At 72.2% G+C, this 17,213-nt stretch carries 13 protein-coding genes; 4 read left to right on the top strand and 9 right to left on the bottom strand.

Features of this window, described 5'->3' with window-relative positions; translation table 11 throughout:
* Positions 1-67 precede the first annotated feature (67 nt).
* Positions 68-1,135, bottom strand: coding sequence for an aspartate-semialdehyde dehydrogenase (locus IE290_RS20670; RefSeq protein WP_191246235.1), 1,068 nt, complete (start codon positions 1,133-1,135; stop codon positions 68-70).
* A gap of 1 nt (position 1,136) precedes the next feature.
* The gene (locus IE290_RS20675) at positions 1,137-2,399 is read right to left on the bottom strand and encodes an aspartate kinase (RefSeq protein ID WP_020420288.1); all 1,263 of its coding nucleotides are present in this window, start codon (positions 2,397-2,399) and stop codon (positions 1,137-1,139) included.
* Positions 2,400-2,521: 122 nt separating this feature from the next.
* Here IE290_RS20675 and IE290_RS20680 point away from each other — a divergent pair, with 122 nt between their 5' ends.
* From IE290_RS20680 to IE290_RS20690, 3 genes are read left to right on the top strand one after another with little or no spacing between them, the layout of a single operon-like run.
* Positions 2,522-3,724 (top strand): putative hexosyltransferase, encoded by a 1,203-nt coding sequence (locus IE290_RS20680; RefSeq protein ID WP_191246236.1) that lies wholly within the window; start codon positions 2,522-2,524, stop codon positions 3,722-3,724.
* Between the two features lie 28 nt (positions 3,725-3,752).
* A complete protein-coding gene (locus IE290_RS20685; RefSeq protein ID WP_191246237.1) occupies positions 3,753-4,079 on the top strand; it encodes a hypothetical protein in 327 nt (108 codons plus the stop codon).
* Positions 4,080-4,108: 29 nt separating this feature from the next.
* Complete coding sequence (locus IE290_RS20690; RefSeq protein ID WP_191246238.1) at positions 4,109-4,699, top strand: nitroreductase family protein; 591 nt, start codon at positions 4,109-4,111, stop codon at positions 4,697-4,699.
* On the opposite strand, the gene IE290_RS38285 is transcribed toward IE290_RS20690, so the two are convergent.
* The 6 genes from IE290_RS38285 to IE290_RS20720 form a co-directional block, all read right to left on the bottom strand.
* Entirely contained in the window at positions 4,696-7,785 is a 3,090-nt protein-coding gene (locus tag IE290_RS38285; protein WP_191246239.1) for a BTAD domain-containing putative transcriptional regulator, read from the bottom strand. The genes IE290_RS20690 and IE290_RS38285 overlap by 4 nt on opposite strands.
* A gap of 200 nt (positions 7,786-7,985) precedes the next feature.
* Complete coding sequence (locus tag IE290_RS20700) at positions 7,986-9,692, bottom strand: ATP-binding cassette domain-containing protein (protein WP_191246240.1); 1,707 nt, start codon at positions 9,690-9,692, stop codon at positions 7,986-7,988.
* Complete coding sequence (locus tag IE290_RS20705) at positions 9,689-11,338, bottom strand: ABC transporter ATP-binding protein (protein WP_191246241.1); 1,650 nt, start codon at positions 11,336-11,338, stop codon at positions 9,689-9,691. Before IE290_RS20705 ends, IE290_RS20700 begins: the two co-directional genes overlap by 4 nt.
* 69 nt (positions 11,339-11,407) lie before the next feature.
* Positions 11,408-11,557: a SapB/AmfS family lanthipeptide gene (locus IE290_RS20710; RefSeq protein WP_191246242.1), complete on the bottom strand. Its 150-nt coding sequence runs from the start codon at positions 11,555-11,557 to the stop codon at positions 11,408-11,410.
* A gap of 32 nt (positions 11,558-11,589) precedes the next feature.
* Positions 11,590-14,172, bottom strand: coding sequence for a class III lanthionine synthetase LanKC (gene lanKC, locus IE290_RS20715; RefSeq protein WP_191246243.1), 2,583 nt, complete (start codon positions 14,170-14,172; stop codon positions 11,590-11,592).
* 108 nt (positions 14,173-14,280) lie between these two features.
* Positions 14,281-14,664, bottom strand: coding sequence for a hypothetical protein (locus IE290_RS20720; RefSeq protein WP_191246244.1), 384 nt, complete (start codon positions 14,662-14,664; stop codon positions 14,281-14,283).
* Between the two features lie 225 nt (positions 14,665-14,889).
* Between IE290_RS20720 and leuA the strand changes: the two genes are divergently transcribed.
* A complete protein-coding gene (gene leuA / locus IE290_RS20725; protein ID WP_191246245.1) occupies positions 14,890-16,665 on the top strand; it encodes a 2-isopropylmalate synthase in 1,776 nt (591 codons plus the stop codon).
* Positions 16,666-16,712: 47 nt separating this feature from the next.
* On the opposite strand, the gene IE290_RS20730 is transcribed toward leuA, so the two are convergent.
* On the bottom strand, positions 16,713-17,198 hold the full coding sequence (locus tag IE290_RS20730) for a carboxymuconolactone decarboxylase family protein (RefSeq protein WP_191246367.1): 486 nt from the start codon (positions 17,196-17,198) through the stop codon (positions 16,713-16,715).
* Positions 17,199-17,213 lie beyond the last annotated feature (15 nt).

The following is a 17,213-nucleotide window of genomic DNA, read 5'->3' on the forward strand; positions in this document are numbered from 1 at the left end:
CAGGCCAGGGAGAAGTCGGCTCCCCATCGGGTGATTTCGGGGAGGTCAGAGCAACGCTGCGTGTCCGTCAGCCGAACTCGGGGGCCAGCTGCTCGGCGATCTCGTAGGTGTTCAGGGCCGCGCCCTTGCGCAGGTTGTCGCCGCACACGAAGAAGTCGAGCGTGTTCGGGAAGTCCAGCGCCTGGCGCACCCGTCCGACGTACGTCGGGTCGCCGCCGACCACCTCAGCGGGGCTCGGGAACTTGCCGTTCTCCGGGTCGTCGACCAGCACGATCGACGGCTGGGCCTCGAACACCTTGTGCGCCGCCTCGACAGTGACCTCACGCGCGAAGGTGGCGTGCACCGCGAGCGAGTGCGTGGTGACCACCGGGACGCGCACGCAGGTCGCGGACACCTTCAGGTCCGGGATGCCGAGGATCTTGCGCGACTCGTTGCGGACCTTCAGCTCTTCGGAGAACCAGCCGTCGCCCTTGTAGGAACCGGCGGCGGGAACGACGTTCAACGCCAGCGGCGTGCCGGCGAACGGGCTGTCCGACAGCGGCAGGCCGGCCGACTCCAGCTCGGCCCGCACGTCCCCGGCGGCCGAGCCGAGGCCCTTGCCGGACACCGCGGCCAGCTCCGCCTGCAGCCGGTCGATGCCGGGCTGGCCGGCCCCGGAAGCCGCCTGGTAGGAGGCGACGACCAGCTCGGTCAGGCCGAACTCGCGGTGCAGCGCGCCCAGCGCCGCCATCATCGACAGCGTCGTGCAGTTCGGGTTGGCGATGATGCCGCGCGGCCGCTCCCGCACCTTGTCGGAGTTGACCTCGGGCACCACCAGGGGCACCTCGTCGTCCATCCGGAACGCGCCGGAGTTGTCGACCGCGATCGCGCCGCGCTCGGCCGCGATCGGCGCCCACTCGGCGGACACCTCGTCCGGCACGTCGAACATCGCGACGTCCACGCCGTCGAAGGCCTCCGGGGAAAGTGCGATGACCGTCAGTTCCTCGCCCCGCACGGTGATCTTCTTGCCCGCCGACCGCGGCGAGGCGATCAGCCGGATCTCACCCCACGGCACGCTCGGGCGCCCGTTGATGATGTCGATCATGACGGTGCCGACCGCGCCGGTGGCACCGACGAGAGCCAACGTTGGAGCCATTTCAGCGACCACTCCCTGCGTAAACGACGGCTTCCTCGTCGCCGCCCAGTTCGAAGGCCTCGTGGATCGCGCGCACCGCGTCGTCCAGCTGCGCGTCGCGGATCAGGACCGAGATCCGGATCTCCGAGGTGTTGATGATTTCGATGTTGACGCCGACCTTGGCCAGCGCCTCACAGAAGGTCGCGGTGACGCCGGGGTGCGAGCGCATGCCCGCGCCCACCAGCGACACCTTGCCGACCTGGTCGTCGTAGAGCACGGAGTCGAACTCCAGCTCACCCTTCAGCTTCTCCAGCTCCGCGACCGCCTTCGGGCCGTTGGCCTTGGACAGCGTGAAGGTGATGTCGGTGCGGCCGGCGGTGTTGGAGACGTTCTGCAGCACCATGTCGATGTCGATCTCGGCGTCGGCGATGACCCGGAAGATCCGCCCCGCGGCGCCGGCGTGGTCCGGCACCCCGGTGACGGTGACCTTGGCCTCCGACCGGTCGTGCGCCACACCGGTGATCAACGCTTGTTCCACGGGGATCTCCTCAATCGAACCGGCCACGGTGGTGCCCGGCTTGTCGCTGTAGGACGAACGGACCCGGATCGGCACGCCGTAGCGGCGGGCGTACTCGACCGAGCGCAGGTGCAGGATCTTCGAACCGCTCGCGGCGAGTTCGAGCATCTCCTCGTACGGGATGGTGTCGAGCTTGCGTGCGTTGGGCACGATCCGCGGGTCGGCGGTGTACACGCCGTCCACATCGGAGTAGATCTCGCACGCGTCCGCGTTGAGCGCCGCGGCCAGCGCCACCGCGGTGGTGTCCGAACCGCCGCGGCCGAGCGTGGTGATGTCCTTGGTGTCCTGCGCGACGCCCTGGAACCCGGCGACCAGCGCGATGTAACCCTGGTCGAGCGCCTCGGTGACCCGGCTGGGCGTCACGTCGATGATGCGCGCGTTGCCGTGCACGCCCGTCGTGACCACGCCCGCCTGGGACCCGGTGAACGACCACGCTTCGAAACCGTGTGCCGAAATCGCCATCGCGACAAGCGCGTTGGAAATGCGCTCCCCAGCGGTGAGCAGCATGTCCATCTCTCGTTCGGGCGGCACCGGGTTGACCTGCTGGGCCAGGTCGAGCAACTCGTCGGTGGTGTCACCCATGGCGGAGCAGACGACGACCACGTCGTTGCCCGCCTTCTTGGTGGCCACGATCCGTTCGGCCACGCGCTTGATGCGATCAGCGCTCTCCAGCGACGAACCGCCGTATTTCTGGACCACGAGCGCCACTTGTCTGCCGACCTCCTATTTCGCACCTTTCGGAGCAGCCTACCGGGGCTTACGGCCCTGGCCACCCCGTTATGTGGCTCCGGCCACTGCCTCGGCGGGAGTTCGTGGGAAAATGACCAACCGTGCAGGCGAGCAGCCAAACCGTTCGAGAACCGGACCAAGCGGCCCCTGGCCTGCTGCTGGACCTGGAAGAACGGATCTGGAGACGCCGGGCGCTCCTGCTGCCCGCCGCCGTCTACCTCGGTGTCCGGGCTCTCGGTGTTGTGGTGCTCACGGTCTTCGCCGCGCTGCACGACACGAGCCTGCTGTCTAGGATCGCCGCCTGGGACGGGCAGTGGTACCTGAAGATCGCCGCGTCCGGCTACGAACTCGGGCCGGTTCCGGACGCGCTCGGCCACCCGAATCCGCACACGCCGCGGGCCTTCTTCCCGGCGTACCCGTTCCTGATCCGGCTGCTGGCGCCCGCGTTCGGGTTCACCACGGCGGCGCTGGTCGTGTCGCTGGCCGCGGGGCTCGTCGCCGCCTACGGCCTGGCGCGGCTCGGCCGTCTCGTGCGCGGCGGTTCGCGGCGGGCCGGGTACGTCCTGGTCGCCCTGTTCGCGGCGACGCCGATGAGCGTCGTGCTGACCATGGCCTACACGGAGGCGCTGTTCTGCGCGCTGGCCGTGTGGACGCTGGTTGCGGTGCTGGAGCGGCGGTGGGAGTTCGCCGGGGTGTGCTGCCTGGTGGCCGGGCTGGTGCGGTCGACGGCGCTGGCGCTGGTCGTCGCGGTGGTCGTGGCGGCGTTGTTCGCGTTGGCGCGCCGGGAGGGCGGCGGCCGTCCGCTCGCCGCGCTGGCGGTGGCGCCGGTGGGGTTGTTCGGTTACCTGTGGTGGACCGGTATGCGGGTGCGGCCGGAGTCCGGGTTCGAGGCGCAGCTGAGCACGTGGTCCGACCTGGAGTGGCAGGGGTGGCGGACCCGGTTCGACGGCGGGGTGTCGACCATCCGGTTCGTGGCCGAGGTGCTGACGGGCAGCGACTCGGCGATGAGCGTGCTGACGGTGGCGGTGATCCTGGGCGCGCTGGCCGGCTTGGCGTTGCTCGCGCGGCGCGAGACGGTGCTGGCGGTGTACGCGGCCGGGGTGATGGTGATGTGCCTCGGGTCGAGCAGCCTGATGCACGCCAAGCCGCGGTTGTTGTTGCCGGCGTTCACGCTGCTGGTCCCGGTGGCGATCGCGCTGGCCAAACGCCGGACGAACACGGTGTGGTGGGTGTGCTCGGGCGTCGCGCTCGCCAGCGCCTGGTTCGGCGCGTTCGCGCTGACGGTTTGGCAGTATGCGATTTGATGCGCGACGACGCATCGAGGAGGGGACCATGACGGAGCCGGGCGACGCTGACAGTTACGTCAGCATCGTCGAACCGGAGATGGACAACGGCCGGGCCGTGCTCCGGTTCGTCACGACGTCCGCGCGGGACGCGGCCGCGATAGTGGCGTACTGGTGCAAGATCGGTTACGTCTACACGGCCGATTTCGCCGACGAGTCCGTGATCATCAATTTCGGACGGGTCACGCGTGCCCACACCCACCAGGGCAGCCGGTTCCGGGGCGTTGGACTACCCACGGCCGCGTGGTCGGTCAAACCCTCCGCCGCCGACATCGCGAGGGCTCGCGCGGCGCTGGCCCGCCAGGGTGAACTCTGACTCCGGCCGCACTGGCAGTATGCGATTTGATGCGCAAGCCAGCCGAATCCAGCGTGCCCCTGACCGACGTGATCGCGCAGCGGTGGAGTCCGCGGGCGCTCGACGAGACGCGCGAGGTCAGCTGGGACCAGCTGCGCGCGTTGCTCGAAGCCGCGCGGTGGGCGCCGTCTTTCGGGAACACCCAGCCGGCTCGCTTCCTGGCCGGCCGGCGGGGTGACGCGACCTTCCGGCAGATCCTCGGCACGCTCACCGAGCGGAACCAGGCCTGGGCGCACCGCGCGGGCGCCCTGCTGATCGGGATCATGGTGTCGCGCAACGAAAAGGGCGAAATCCCCTATGCCGAGTACGGGCTCGGGATGGCCGCGCAGAACCTGGTGCTGCAGGCCGTCGCGGAGGGGCTCGTCGCGCACCAGATGGCCGGGTTCGACGCCGAGGCCGTCCGCGAGCGATTCGCGGTGCCCGACGACGCGATCCCCCGCGTCGCGATCGCCGTCGGGCACGCCGGGGATCCGGCGGTGCTCGAGGTGGACAAGCTGATCGAGCGCGAACGGGCGCCCCGGAAACGCCTGCCGCTGGGCGAATTCGCCTACACCGGCGAGTGGGGCACGCCCGCGTTCTAGGCCGGGTGCGACCGGAGCTGAGCCAGCGGCGACGAGTGCGGCGCGATGCCCATCTCCTTCATCCGCGTGCGGTAGATCCGGTCGTACCGGCGGGCCTCGCCGAGACGTCCGGCGTCGCGCAGCGTGGCGATCAGCATCAGGTACGCCTCCTCGTCGTAGACGTCCTTCGCCAGCAGCCGCAGCGTGTAGCGCACCGCTCCATCGACGTCCCCCGCCTGCCGCAACCGGGAGGCGAGCGCGCGAAGCACCGCGAAGTGCGTCGCGCGGACCTCCTCCGCCAGCAGCGGAGCCCACTCCTGGTACGGCTCGTCCTCCAGGACCTCCCCGGTGCACGCGGCCGCGGCCGCGGTCAGCCGGGCCGTCGCGTCGGCCTGCCCGGTGCGGTGCGCCCGCAGCGCCGCCTCGGCGGCGGCGAGGAACTCCTCCAGGTCGACCCGCACCCGCGACCGGTCGAGCCACACCGCGTTGCCGTCGCTCGCCAGCGGGCCGCCGGCCGACTGGCCCTGCCGCAGCACGTCCCGGACCAGGGACAGCAGGACCGACAACCGGTTGCCGGCCTTGACCGGGTCGGCTGACGGCCACAGCAGCTCCATCAGCTGTTCGCGCGGTACCGGACGGCGACGGGTGACGAGGATCTTCAGCAGATCCCGAGCCTTGCGCGACTGCCAGGCCGTCTTCGGCACCGGCGTGCCGTCCACCACCACCTGGAAGGCGCCGAGCGCACGGATGAACACCGCGGGGCCGGACGGGCGTGAAGCCGCCAGCGGTCCCGCCGCCCGGCGGCCCCCGATGTCGACGCCCGCCTGCCGCAGGGTCTCCTCGGCCAGGCACACGTCGGCCTCCGGCACCGGGGCCCCGATGCGTGCCGCCACCACCCGCGTCACCGCCTCCTCCAGGCGGCACCCGTGCTCGTGCCAGAGGTCCACCGCCTCGTCGAGCAGGTCCGCCCTGGCGGCCGGGTCCGGCGACGACAACACGCCGAGCGTGATCGCCTCGGCGAGGCCGGGGCCGTCCCGCCGGAGCCGCGCGGCCTTCGCCGCCCGCGCCGCGTCGGCGGCGGCCCGGTCCCGGTCCTGGGCCAGCAGCGCGACCCAGCCGCTGGTGAGGCGCCCCGGGATCTCCAACAGCCCCTCGCCAAACGCGAGCGCGCGGTCCGCCAGCGTGCGGGCCGTGGCGAGGTCGTCGGCGGCCCGGACGCGGGCCAGCCCGATCAGCGCGTGCCCGAGGGCGAACAGGTCGTGGTGCGGTTGCGCCACCGCGAGCGCTTCCTCGTAGTCCGCGGTTGCGCGGACCAGCTGTCCGCGCGTGCGGTGCAGGTCGCCGAGCACGCACAGCGGCCAGGCCAGGAACCGGGATCCGAGGCGCTGGAAGGTGTCCACGGCCGTGTGGAGGTCGGCCGCCGCCTCGTCCAGTGCGCCGAGCATGAGGTGCGCCCGCGCGCGGACGGTGTGGGCGTGCCCGGTGAGGAACGGGCACCCGCACTGCTCGCTCGTGCGGAGCGCGAGCTTGGCCTCGGCGAGCGCCTGCCGCGGTGACCCCATGTCGCACGCGTGGAAGGCGTGGCAGACCCGGATCCAGCCGACCTGCAGGAGGTCGCCGAGCGCCTGCGCGCTGTGCAACGCGTTGAGGCACTGCACGTCGGCTTCGCGCCGGTCCGGCTCGGCGGCCGCGAGCATCGCCAGCACCTGGTGGATCGCCGCCCGCGCGCCCGGGGTGCCCGACCGTGTGGCGGCGGCTTCCGCGCGCGCCATCGCCTGCCGCGCCCGGCCGGTCTCGCCGACCATCCGGCACGTCGTCGCCAGCAGCGCCAGTGCCCTGGCCTCGTCCTCGGTGTCCTCCTCGCCCAGCCGGGTGCGGCCCAGCACGTCCAGCGTGTTGCCGAACTCGCCCTGGGTGAAGGCGAGCATGCCGATGCGCCAGCCGAGCGCGGCGTCGGGCTCCTCGTGGAACCGGCTCGCGCGGCGGAAGCTCTCCATGGCCGCCGCCCAGTGGCCCGCCGTCCGTTGCGCCTCACCGAGGACCTGGTGGATGCGGGGATCGTCGAGGAACTCGGTGGGCAGCCCGGCGGCCTCCAGAACCGCGTCGCCGTGGCCGCTCATCACCAGGGCGTCGCCGTGCTCGACCAGCAACGCGGCGCAGGCGGAGTGCGCGCCCGCCGACGCGAGGTGCCGCAGCGCGTCGGCCGGCGCCCCCTGGCTGAGGTAGCGCCGCCCGGCTTCGAGGTGCAGCTCGACCCGTTCGCGGGTGGACAGCACGGCCTCGTGGGAGAAGTAGTGCGCCAGGGGACGGATCAGCGACCAGCGGAGCACATCGCCCGCGGTGCGCGTGACCAGGCCCCGGCGGGTCAGTTCGGTCAGCAGCCGTTCCTGCTCCGGCCCCGGAGCGCTGATCTCCCCGAGCACGGCGAGCCGGCGCAGTGCCGCGCGGGCGGCCGGCGGCTCCTGGCCGAGCACCTCCTCGGTGAGGAACCCGTGGAACCGCTCGCCGGGCGCGGTCAGCCGCCGCAGCACCGCGGCGCGCTGCCCGGGCGCGACGTCCCGCATCATCTCCACGACCGTCCGCACCGCGACCGGCCAGCCCGCGGTGCACTGGTGGATCATGGCGGCCAGCCCGGGCGGATCGTCGCCCACGGTGGCCTGGACCAGCGCCTCGATCCAGGCCGGGCGGACGGCCAGGTGCGTCGCGTCGATCTCCGCCACCATCCCGCGGCCGCGGAGCCGGGCGAGCGAGAACGGCAGTTCCGCGCGGGACAACAGCATCACGTGCAACCATTCCGGCGCGTTCTGGCAAATCGTTTCGACAACCGCGGCGGAACCGTTTTCCGCACTCAATGCCTGAACGTCGTCGATGATCAGGAACAGCTCCCCGGCGCCCGATCGGCGCAGCTGTTCCGGGTCCCGGGCGATCGGGCGCAGCAGCCGGTCGTGCTCCCCGGCGCGGGCCCACACCGCGGGCCGCGACTCCGCCCACGCCGCCACCGCACTGGTTTTTCCCCAGCCGGCGGCGCCGATCACGACCACCAATCGCCGCGCGGACGCCTCGTCGAGCAGACTGCGCACCCCGCCCGGTCGCCCCCCTGTCGTCACGGCTGGTCCTCCCTCTGCCCGGCCACGAACCACCGCCGAATTCGCCGCGATCACATCCGTGGAATTCACCGGATAATCCGAGATCGAAAACGAATGGCCCCGGACGATTCTATTCTGCGGCGAGGGCCGGAATCAAATCGACGAGCGATTTTCCCGCCTGCCGCGCGGGTGGAAATACACTCGCAGGGCGCGCCCGGTTTTCAATTCACCGGGACCGGCGGCTCGGCGTGCCAGTACCCGAGCAGCTCCCGGTACAGCGGCGAGACCGACCGCAGCGCCACCGGATCGCCGTCCACCGCGTCGGTCCCGTCGAGCACCAGAACCCGCTTGGCGCGCAAGGCGGAACTGATCCGGTGCGCGATGACCACCACCGTGCCGCCGCGGGCCGCGAACGCCTCCTCGGCGCGCCGCTCGGCGATCGGGTCCAGGTGGCAGGTCGCCTCGTCCAGGATCACGACCGGCGCGTCGGACAGGTACGCGCGCACGAGGGCGATCAACTGCCGTTCCCCGGCCGACAACTCGGCCGGTACCACTGCGGCCGGGTATCCGCCGAGGCGGGCGAGCAGGTGTTCCGCGCCGACTTCGGCCACCGCACGGTCCACCTGGGACACCTCGGCCGACGGCCGCAGGTAGACCAGGTTGTCCCACACCGAGCCGCTGAACACGTACGCCTCCTGCGGGATCAGCACCCGCAGCCGGGCCAGCTGGGCCGGGGTCAGGCCGGTGACGGACGCGCCGCCGAGCCGGATCGAACCGGACCCGGGCCGCAGCAGTCCGCACACCAGGCCGGCCAGGGTGGACTTGCCGATTCCGCTCGGCCCGACGATCGCCAGGTGATCCCCTTCCGGCACCACGAGGTCGAGATCGTCGAGCACCGGCTCGGCGTGCGGCCCGTAGGCGAACGTGACGCCGTCGAGGGCGATGTCGTGCCCGCACGGCGTGGTGGAGACGAGCGGGCCGGGCCGTTCCGGTGGGGCGGTGGCGTCGAGGATGCGGCCCAGCGTCACCACGAACTGCAGCCCGCTGCTGCCGACGCCGGTGACCAGCGTCTGCAGGGCCGGGTTGAGTCCCATCAGGATGTAGGTCAGGCCGCCCATGATCGCGCCGGTGGTGAGCCCGCGGCCGACCAGCCACGGCGCGGCGAACAGCAGGACGATCAGCGGCAGCCACACCCCGGCGGCGAAGCAGAAGGTGCGCAGCACCGCGACCCAGGCGAGTGCGCGCTCGGCGGCCGCCTGCTCCTCGATGGGCTCCGCGGCGAGCGCGGCCGCGTGCCCCTCGGCGCCGGTCGCGACCACGTCCCGGGTGGCGGACAGCACCGCGTTCGCCGTGTCGCCCACCCGTTCCTCGGCCAGCACCGTCGCCCGCTCGCGTGCGGCGGCCAGCCCCAGGGTGGCGACGAACGCGCCGAACCCGAGTGCGAACGGCGGGAGGATCAGGCCCACGATCACCGGGTCGATGGACAGCAGCCCCAGCACCACGCCGGCCACGGTGACGGCGAACCCGCGGGTCACCACGATGAGCCCGGCGAAGGAGTCGCGCACGATCTCCACCTGACGCGTCACCCGGGCCATCGCCCCGTCGTCGCGGTGGCCGGCGACGGCGTGCGCGAGCGCTCCGCCGACCACCCGGCGGAGGAGGTCGTCGCGGAACGGCTCGACCAGATCGCCGAGGCGGCGGAACACCTGCCGCGATCCCCACGCCCCGACGCAGGCCGCGAGCAGGAACGCGCCCAGCCAGGCCAGCCCGGTCACCGGCCGCGCCGCGAGGAACCCGTCGTCCATCGCCTTCGCGATCGCCAGACCGGAGATCGTCGTGGGCAGCGCTTCCGGGACCGACCAGGCGAGGAGCGCGAGCAGCGGCCGCCGGTGCAGCGCCCGCAGCCCGAACCGGATCTCCCGCTTCATCCGAACGCCTCCCGGTAGCCCGCGTCCTGCCAGAGCCGGTGGTGCGGCGCGACGGCCCGCACGCGGCCGGCGTCGAGCCACACGACGCAGTCGGCCCGGGCGGCGGTCGAGACGCGGTGGGTGACGATCAGGCGGGTGCGGCCGCCGTCGTCGGTCAAGGTGCGGCTGATCTGCATCTCCGTGACCATGTCGAGGCTGGAGGTCGCGTCGTCCAGCACGAGCAGGCGCCGCGCGTGCCAGGCCCGGGCCAGGCCGAGGCGCTGGGCTTCACCACCGGACATCGGCGCGTCGGCCAGCGGGGTGTCGTAGCCCTCCGGATAGCGGCTCACGAAGTCGTGGGCGTGGGTGGCGCGGGCGGCGGTCAACACCGAGGCACGGTCCCGTCCCGACCCGATCGCGTCCGCCACGGTCGCGCCGACCAGCACCGGGCGTTCGAACGCGGCGCACACCGCGGCGCGCAACGCTTCGTGGCTCAGCTCCCCCAGGGGAACGCCGTCGAGCAGCACCTCGCCCTCGTCCGGGTCGCGCAGCCGCGCGGCGAGCGCCGCGAGCACCGACTTGCCGGCGCCGGAGTGGCCGACCACCGCCACGGTCGCGCCACCGGGCACGGTCAGGTCGACGTCGTCGAGCAGGGTGGTCCCGTCCGACCGGACGGTGACGTGGCGGAATTCCAGCCGGCCAGTGCCCTCGGGCAGCGCCCGCGAGCCGTACTCGACCGCGGGCACGGTGAGCACCTCGGCGGCGCGGGCGGCGCCGGCCCGCGCCCTGGCGAGCTGCCCGAACACCCCGGCGAGCCCGCCGAGCCCCGCGCCGAGCACCGCGTACCGGCTGGCCGCGAACAGGTCCCCGGCGGTGATCCGGCCATCCACCAGCGCCAGCCCGCCGACCGCGAGGACGGCGACCAGGACGAGCGGGCCCGCGACGGCGCCCTGCGCGGCCGCCCGGGAGAGCACCTGCCAGGTCTGCCTGCCGTGGCCGTGCAGCTCGGGAAGCGGTTCGAGCACCCGGCTCTCCTCCCGCCCGGCCGTGCCGGCGGCCGCGATGGTCCGCGCCCCCGCCAGCGACTCCGCGAGCCGGGCCGCGATCCGGCCCTGGGTCCGCTGGTAGGCGGTGAAGACCGCGGTGCTGCGGACGGTGAAGGCACGCAGCACCGCGGCGACGACCGCGAGCCCGGCGACGAACGCGACCGCCAGCCACGGGTCGATGACGACCAGCAGCACCAGGCTCCCGGCCGGCGGCAGTACGGCGGCCACCACGGTCACCACGCTCGGTCCGGCCTGTGCGGCGTCGACGGCGTTGCCGGAGATCCGGCTCACCAGGTCACCGGTGTCGAAGCGGCGGGCGCGGTCCGGCCCCATCCGGAGCACCTGCCGCACCAGGCGGTTGCGCAGCCACGCGGTCGTGCCCGCGACGCAGGCGATGCCCGCGGAGGCGTCGATCAGGTCGGCGAGGATGCCCACCACGACGAGGGCGGCCGCCAGCAGCAGCCAGCGGCCGCTGTCGTCCCCGGCCACGATCGCGTCGACCGCGCGCCCGAGCACCGCGGGCAGCGCCAGCGTGCTCAGCGTGCCGGCCAGCGCGGCGAAACCGATCACCGGCAGCCATGCGCCCCCTCGCCGCACGATCGCACCGAAGGTCGTGGACACGTACCCTCCTCCTCAAGGCCGCGGCCCCGGACGAACGCCAGTCGTCCGGGACCGCGGCTGCACCCGGGATCAGTGGCAGATCAGGACGCTCAGGCCACTGGTGCCGCCGCAGAGGGTGACGCTCAGGTTGCTCGGGCAGCTCTTGCCGCTCGCGCTGCTGCCGCCACCGCCCCACTCCGGGGCCGCGCTTTCCATGCCTTGCAGGTCGAGAAGGGCCATTTCTCCTCCTTGGAGAGTGGGTTGGACGGGGATCACCCTGCCGCGCCGACTGCCGGCGCGGAGGTCTGTGGGGCCGGGGCGGGCGCGAGCAGCGGCAGGTGGACCGGCGGGTCGGCCAGCACCGAGCCCAGCGCCAGGAGCACCCCGGCGGTGCCGGTGGCGAGGTCCATCGACAGGCGCAGCAGTCCGGTGCCGGGGAACGCCGTGCCACCGCCGAAGGGAAGCGCGTGCCAGGCCAGCGCGCGCACCTGCCTGGCGACCGACGGGTCGCGCGGCGGATCGGGCGAGCGCCCGGCGAGGTAGAGCAGGATCCCGGCGCGGCCGGAGAACAGCCCGGGCAGGATGTACATCGGCGACTGCGCGGCGAGCTGGATGCGCCGGTTCGCCTCGGCGAACTCGGCGTCGTCGCGGCGCGCGAGGAACTCGTCGAGCACCAGGCCGATGCCGACGCTGCCGACGTCCAGGTAGGGCATGGTGCGCCAGCCCTCGTTGACCTCCAGCGCGCCGCTGTCGCGGACGACGCACTGCCGGAGGTCCTGCCGCAGCGCGATCGCGGCGCGGTCGAGCAGGGCGGTGTCGCCGGTGTCGTCGTAGGCCCGCAGGAGCAGCAGCGCCTTGCCCGCGCCGCCGCGCATCAGGCCCGCGAAGGAGCCGTCCCGGCCGCTGATCTCCGGGCCGTCGGCGGCGTCACCGACCCGCTCGGCGACCAGTTCCACCGCCCGGTGCGCGGCCCGCCGGAGCGTCGGATCGCCGGTGCGGCCGGCGAAGTGCAGGAGGTTCAGGCCGGCGCCGGCCAGCCCGCCGCCCAGGTCCGGCCCGAGCGCTTCCCAGTTCTCGCGCAGGCAGATGTCCAGCACGTCCAGCGCCTGCTGCCGGTATCCGAGGTGGTCCAGGGCGAAGGCCGCGCCGTGCAGCCCGTCGAACAGGCCGAGCCGGGTGCCGCCCGGCGGGTTGGTCGCGCGGTCGACGAGCCACTTCTCGAAGACGGGGCTGGGATCCGCACCGGTCGCGGACAACGCGTAGAGCACCCCGGCGGCGCCGTGGGCCAGGCCGATGCCGCCGGTGGCGAACTGCTCCGGATCGCCGGGGAAGAGCCGGTCGTCCCGCTCCGGCGTCGCGCTCGCCACGATCGCGCGCACCAGGTCGTCGCGCAGCTCGGGCCAATCCGCCGGGTCCGGTTCGATCCGCGGGTGCGGCAGGTGCGGGGTACCCGGCGGCACGATCACGTCGACCGCCTCGGTGAGGTAGCTCCGCGGCACCGGGAAGTGCTCGGCGATGATCTCGGCGAACTGCCGCGCCTTCACCCGGTGCAGGCCGAACAGGTAGGTCATCGGCAGGAACAGCGCCAGGCGCAGGCACGCGAGCGCGTAGCGGTCGATGTCGAAACCGGTGACGCTGCGCGGCGCGGCGAACCCCTGGTTGCCCAGGCCCGGCCGGGCCGCCTCCGCGACCGGGGCGGCCACCTCGAAGTCGAGCAGCCGGATCGTGCCGTCCGCGCGCACCATGACGTTGAACAGGTGCAGGTCGCCGTAGACGATCCCGCGCTCGTGCACCGCACGCATCGTCTCTTCGATCTGCCGCTGGATCCCCATGGCCCAGTCGGTGAAGTCGCGGTAGTCCTCCGGTCCAGCACTCGGGTCGATGAGCGGGTACCGGCGGACGATCGCCTTGCCCAGCACGTCGCCCTCGACGTACTCCATCACCAGGAACCGGTGCTCGCCGAGCCAGAACAGGTCGTGCACCTCGGGGATCCCCGGGATGCCCGCCAGCCGCCGCAGGATGTCGTGCTCGTGCTCGACGCGCCGCACCGCGTCGTGGCCCCACGCGTCGAGTCCCGCGTGCGGGCGGCCCTCCTTGAGGACCACCTGGGCGCCGGTGCGGTTGTCCCGGCCGACGTAGATCCCGCCGCCGTTGGAGAAGTGCACGACTCGCTCGATCGTGTAGGGCAGGCCGGCGACGGTGACCGCGTTGCGGGCTTCCAGGTGCGGCGCGAGGAAGTCGGGGAGCGTCACCCACGGCGGCACGTGGAACACCGGCCCGCGGCGGTCCGGGACCAGCCGGCCTTCGCCGTCCGCGATGGCCGGCACCACGTCACCGTTTTCGGTGACCATGTACCGGTTGACGAACGCGCCGTAGCGCACGAACAGCGGCCCGCGCCCCCAGCGCAGGTCGCTCAGGATGTAGGGGTTCGGCTCGCCGTCGAGCGTCTCGCCGAGTTCGCGCAGGATCGTCTCGCACGCGCCGAGATCGGGCGGGTAGATCGTCACCAGCTTGCCGCTGTACCCGCGCGGCGCGTACTTGGAGACCCGGGCGGTCAGCGCGGCGGGCGAGCGCAGGAACTTGAACTCGATCCGCCGCGGCACGCAGTAGTCCCACACCGCGTCGAGGATCTTCTCGGCGTTGCCCGGCGTGGCGGAGACGTGGATCTTCCACCCCTGCGCGGGCAGCCCGGTGGCTCCCGGGTCGAGCACGAACCAGTCGTCCTGCTCGTACCGGCGCCAGCCGTCGGGCAGGGGCAGCCGCGCGGTGGCGAAGGACGGGCCGGCGGTGCGCTCGGAGTGCATGGCGTCGTAGAACGACGAGTCGGCCATGCAGAATCGCTCGTACTCGTCCATGCCACCTCGCTTGGTCGCCACGGCACCGCCGGGCACAAGCTAGGTGGCAGGTCTTCCGGTCGCCTTAGTCTCCGCTTAGGGTCCGCTTTGGCTTGACGCGAACGAAATTCAGACCGAGCTGCCGCCGATGCGGCGGATGATCCGGGTGACGATGGACGAGACCACCAGCCAGAAGATCGCCGCGATGCCGTAGTTCACCAGGACCCGCAGCTTCTCGTCGGCCGGCTCGAACAGGTCCTTGAAGCCCAGCGCCAGACCGTCGGACCAGTCGCGCACGAACGAGACGATCCCGTTGTCCGGGTTGGCGCCGCCGACCACGAAGATCACGTGCAGCACCAGGATCAGCGCGAAGATCAGGCCGACCCAGCGGACGATGCCCGCGATGAGCCCGATCGCCTGGTCCTTCACGCGCCCCCACGGCACCTGCCGCTTGGGGCGCGGCGGCTCGTCTTCGTCGACGTCGCTCTTGCGCTTCTCGGCGTGCTCGGCCATGCCGCCGAGTTTCCCACGCCCGGCCGCGCTTGGCTACCTGCCAGTAACCGAGGGGGTATCGACCGGGTCACTTTTCAACATCATCACGACCGGGCTACAGTGGATCCGTGGCGCGTGCTCTCCTGCTTCGCTGCCGCGACGGGGCCTGATCCTGACCGGCCCCCCGTCGCGGGGCTTCGTCACGCCGCCGGTCGCCCGATCACCCGGCAGGAGAGTTTCCCAGCAATGACCAGCTCCGATCCCACCGCGAGCCGTATCCGCAAGCCGTCGCGTCCCGCCCCCGCCGACCAGCCCGCGTGGAACCCGCAGCGCGGCAGTTCGATGCCGGTCCACCGCTACCAGCCCTGGTACAAGCTGGTGGAGAACATCGAGCTGCCCGACCGCACCTGGCCGGACAAGCGCATCGAGCGCGCCCCGCTGTGGTGCGCGGTCGACCTCCGCGACGGCAACCAGGCCCTGATCGACCCGATGTCGCCCGCCCGCAAGCGCAAGTTCTTCGAGCTGCTCGTGCGCATGGGCTACAAGGAGATCGAGGTCGGGTTCCCGGCCGCGAGCCAGACCGACTTCGACTTCGTCCGCGAGATCATCGAGGACGGCGCGATCCCGGACGACGTACGCATCCAGGTGCTGACCCAGTGCCGTCCCGAGCTGATCGAGCGCACCTTCCAGTCGCTGGAGGGCGCGCCGCAGGCGATCGTGCACATCTACAACTCGACCTCGATCCTGCAGCGCCGCGTGGTGTTCCGCGAGGAGCGCGAGGGCATCAAGAAGATCGCGCTGCAGGCCGCCGACCTGGTGGTGGAGTACGCGCAGAAGTACTCCGACACCGACTTCCGCTTCCAGTACTCGCCGGAGTCCTACACCGGCACCGAGCTGTCCTACGCGGCCGAGGTGTGCAACGCGGTCACCGACATCTGGCAGCCGACCCCGGATCGCCCGGTGATCCTGAACCTGCCGGCGACGGTGGAGATGGCGACGCCGAACGTCTACGCCGACTCGATCGAGTGGATGGGCCGCAACCTGGACCGCCGGGACGCGGTGATCCTGTCGCTGCACCCGCACAACGACCGCGGCACCGGCATCGCCGCCGCCGAGCTGGGCTACCAGGCCGGCGCGGACCGCATCGAAGGCTGCCTGTTCGGCAACGGCGAGCGCACCGGCAACGTCGACCTGGTCGCGCTGGGCATGAACATGTTCAGCCAGGGCATCGACCCGCAGATCGACTTCTCCGACATCGACGAGATCAAGCGCACCGTCGAGTACTGCAACCAGCTGCCGGTGCACGAGCGCACGCCGTGGGGCGGCGACCTGGTGTTCACCGCGTTCTCCGGCAGCCACCAGGACGCGATCAACAAGGGCTTCGACGCGCTGCACCGCGCCGCGGAGAAGGCCGGGGTGCCGGTCGACGAGTTCCCGTGGGAGGTGCCGTACCTGCCGATCGACCCGAAGGACGTCGGCCGCAGCTACGAGGCCGTCATCCGGGTCAACTCGCAGTCGGGCAAGGGCGGCGTCGCCTACATCATGAAGACCGAGCACCAGCTCGACCTGCCGCGCCGCCTGCAGATCGAGTTCTCGCAGGTCATCCAGCGCTACACGGACAGCGAGGGCGGCGAGGTCGACCCGCGCACGATGTGGGACGCGTTCGCGAAGGAGTACCTGGAGCCGCAGACGCCGCTGCAGCTGATCAGCCAGCACGTCACCGCGAACGGCGACTACCAGCTGCGCGCGACGGTGCGGGTGGACGGCGAGGAACAGGAGATCACCGGCTCCGGCAACGGCCCGATCGCCGCGTTCTTCGACGCCCTGTCGACCGTGGGGTACGACCTGAGGCTGCTGGACTACAGCGAGCACACCCTGACCCCCGGCGACGACGCCCGCGCGGCCTCGTACATCGAATGCGCCATCGGCGACAAGGTGTTCTGGGGCATCGGCATCGACCCGTCGATCGTGACGGCGTCGCTGCGAGCGGTCGTCTCCGCGGTGAACCGCGCGCACCGCTGACGCACGAAGGCCGGCCGCTCCCCACGGGGGCGGCCGGCCTTTTTCGTTCAGTGCGCCGCGGCCGAGAACATCCCGGGCTGGTAGGAGCCGCCCTGGTTGCGGACTATCACGTTCATCCGGTTGGCCGCGTTGATCATCGCCACCAGGGTGATGAGCGCGGCGGTCTGGTCGTCGTCGTAGTGCTTGCGCACCTGGGCCCACGTCTCGTCCGACACGCCCTCGTGCGCGTCGGCGAGGCGGGTGCCCTCCTCGGCCAGCGCGAGCGCCGCCCGCTCGGCCTCGGTGAACACCGTGGCCTCGCGCCAGACCGCGACCAGGTTGAGCCGCGTCGCGGTCTCCCCGGCGGCCGCGGCCTCCTTGGTGTGCATGTCGACGCACAGCGCGCACCCGTTGATCTGGCTGGCCCGCAACGACACCAGCTCCTGCGTGGACTGCGGCAGCGCCGTCGACTGCAGCACCGCGGCCACCCCCGCGAACCGCTTCGCCAGCTTCGCCCCGACCTCGTTGGCCATCAGGTTGAACCGGGTTTCCACCACTTCGTCCTCCTC

The sequence above is a fragment of the Amycolatopsis deserti genome (genome assembly GCF_014653945.1).
GTDB classification, from domain to species: Bacteria; Actinomycetota; Actinomycetes; order Mycobacteriales; family Pseudonocardiaceae; genus Amycolatopsis_E; species Amycolatopsis_E deserti.

What these genes read in the sequence shown, in the direction of transcription:
- IE290_RS20670 (WP_191246235.1), bottom strand. Translation starts at nt 1,135, where the DNA reads ATGGCTCCAACGTTGGCTCTCGTCGGTGCCACCGGCGCGGTCGGCACC.
- IE290_RS20685 (WP_191246237.1), top strand. Translation starts at nt 3,753, where the DNA reads ATGACGGAGCCGGGCGACGCTGACAGTTACGTCAGCATCGTCGAACCG.
- IE290_RS20690 (WP_191246238.1), top strand. Translation starts at nt 4,109, where the DNA reads ATGCGCAAGCCAGCCGAATCCAGCGTGCCCCTGACCGACGTGATCGCG.
- IE290_RS20700 (WP_191246240.1), bottom strand. Translation starts at nt 9,692, where the DNA reads ATGAAGCGGGAGATCCGGTTCGGGCTGCGGGCGCTGCACCGGCGGCCG.
- IE290_RS20710 (WP_191246242.1), bottom strand. Translation starts at nt 11,557, where the DNA reads ATGGCCCTTCTCGACCTGCAAGGCATGGAAAGCGCGGCCCCGGAGTGG.
- lanKC (WP_191246243.1), bottom strand. Translation starts at nt 14,172, where the DNA reads ATGGACGAGTACGAGCGATTCTGCATGGCCGACTCGTCGTTCTACGAC.
- IE290_RS20720 (WP_191246244.1), bottom strand. Translation starts at nt 14,664, where the DNA reads ATGGCCGAGCACGCCGAGAAGCGCAAGAGCGACGTCGACGAAGACGAG.
- leuA (WP_191246245.1), top strand. Translation starts at nt 14,890, where the DNA reads ATGACCAGCTCCGATCCCACCGCGAGCCGTATCCGCAAGCCGTCGCGT.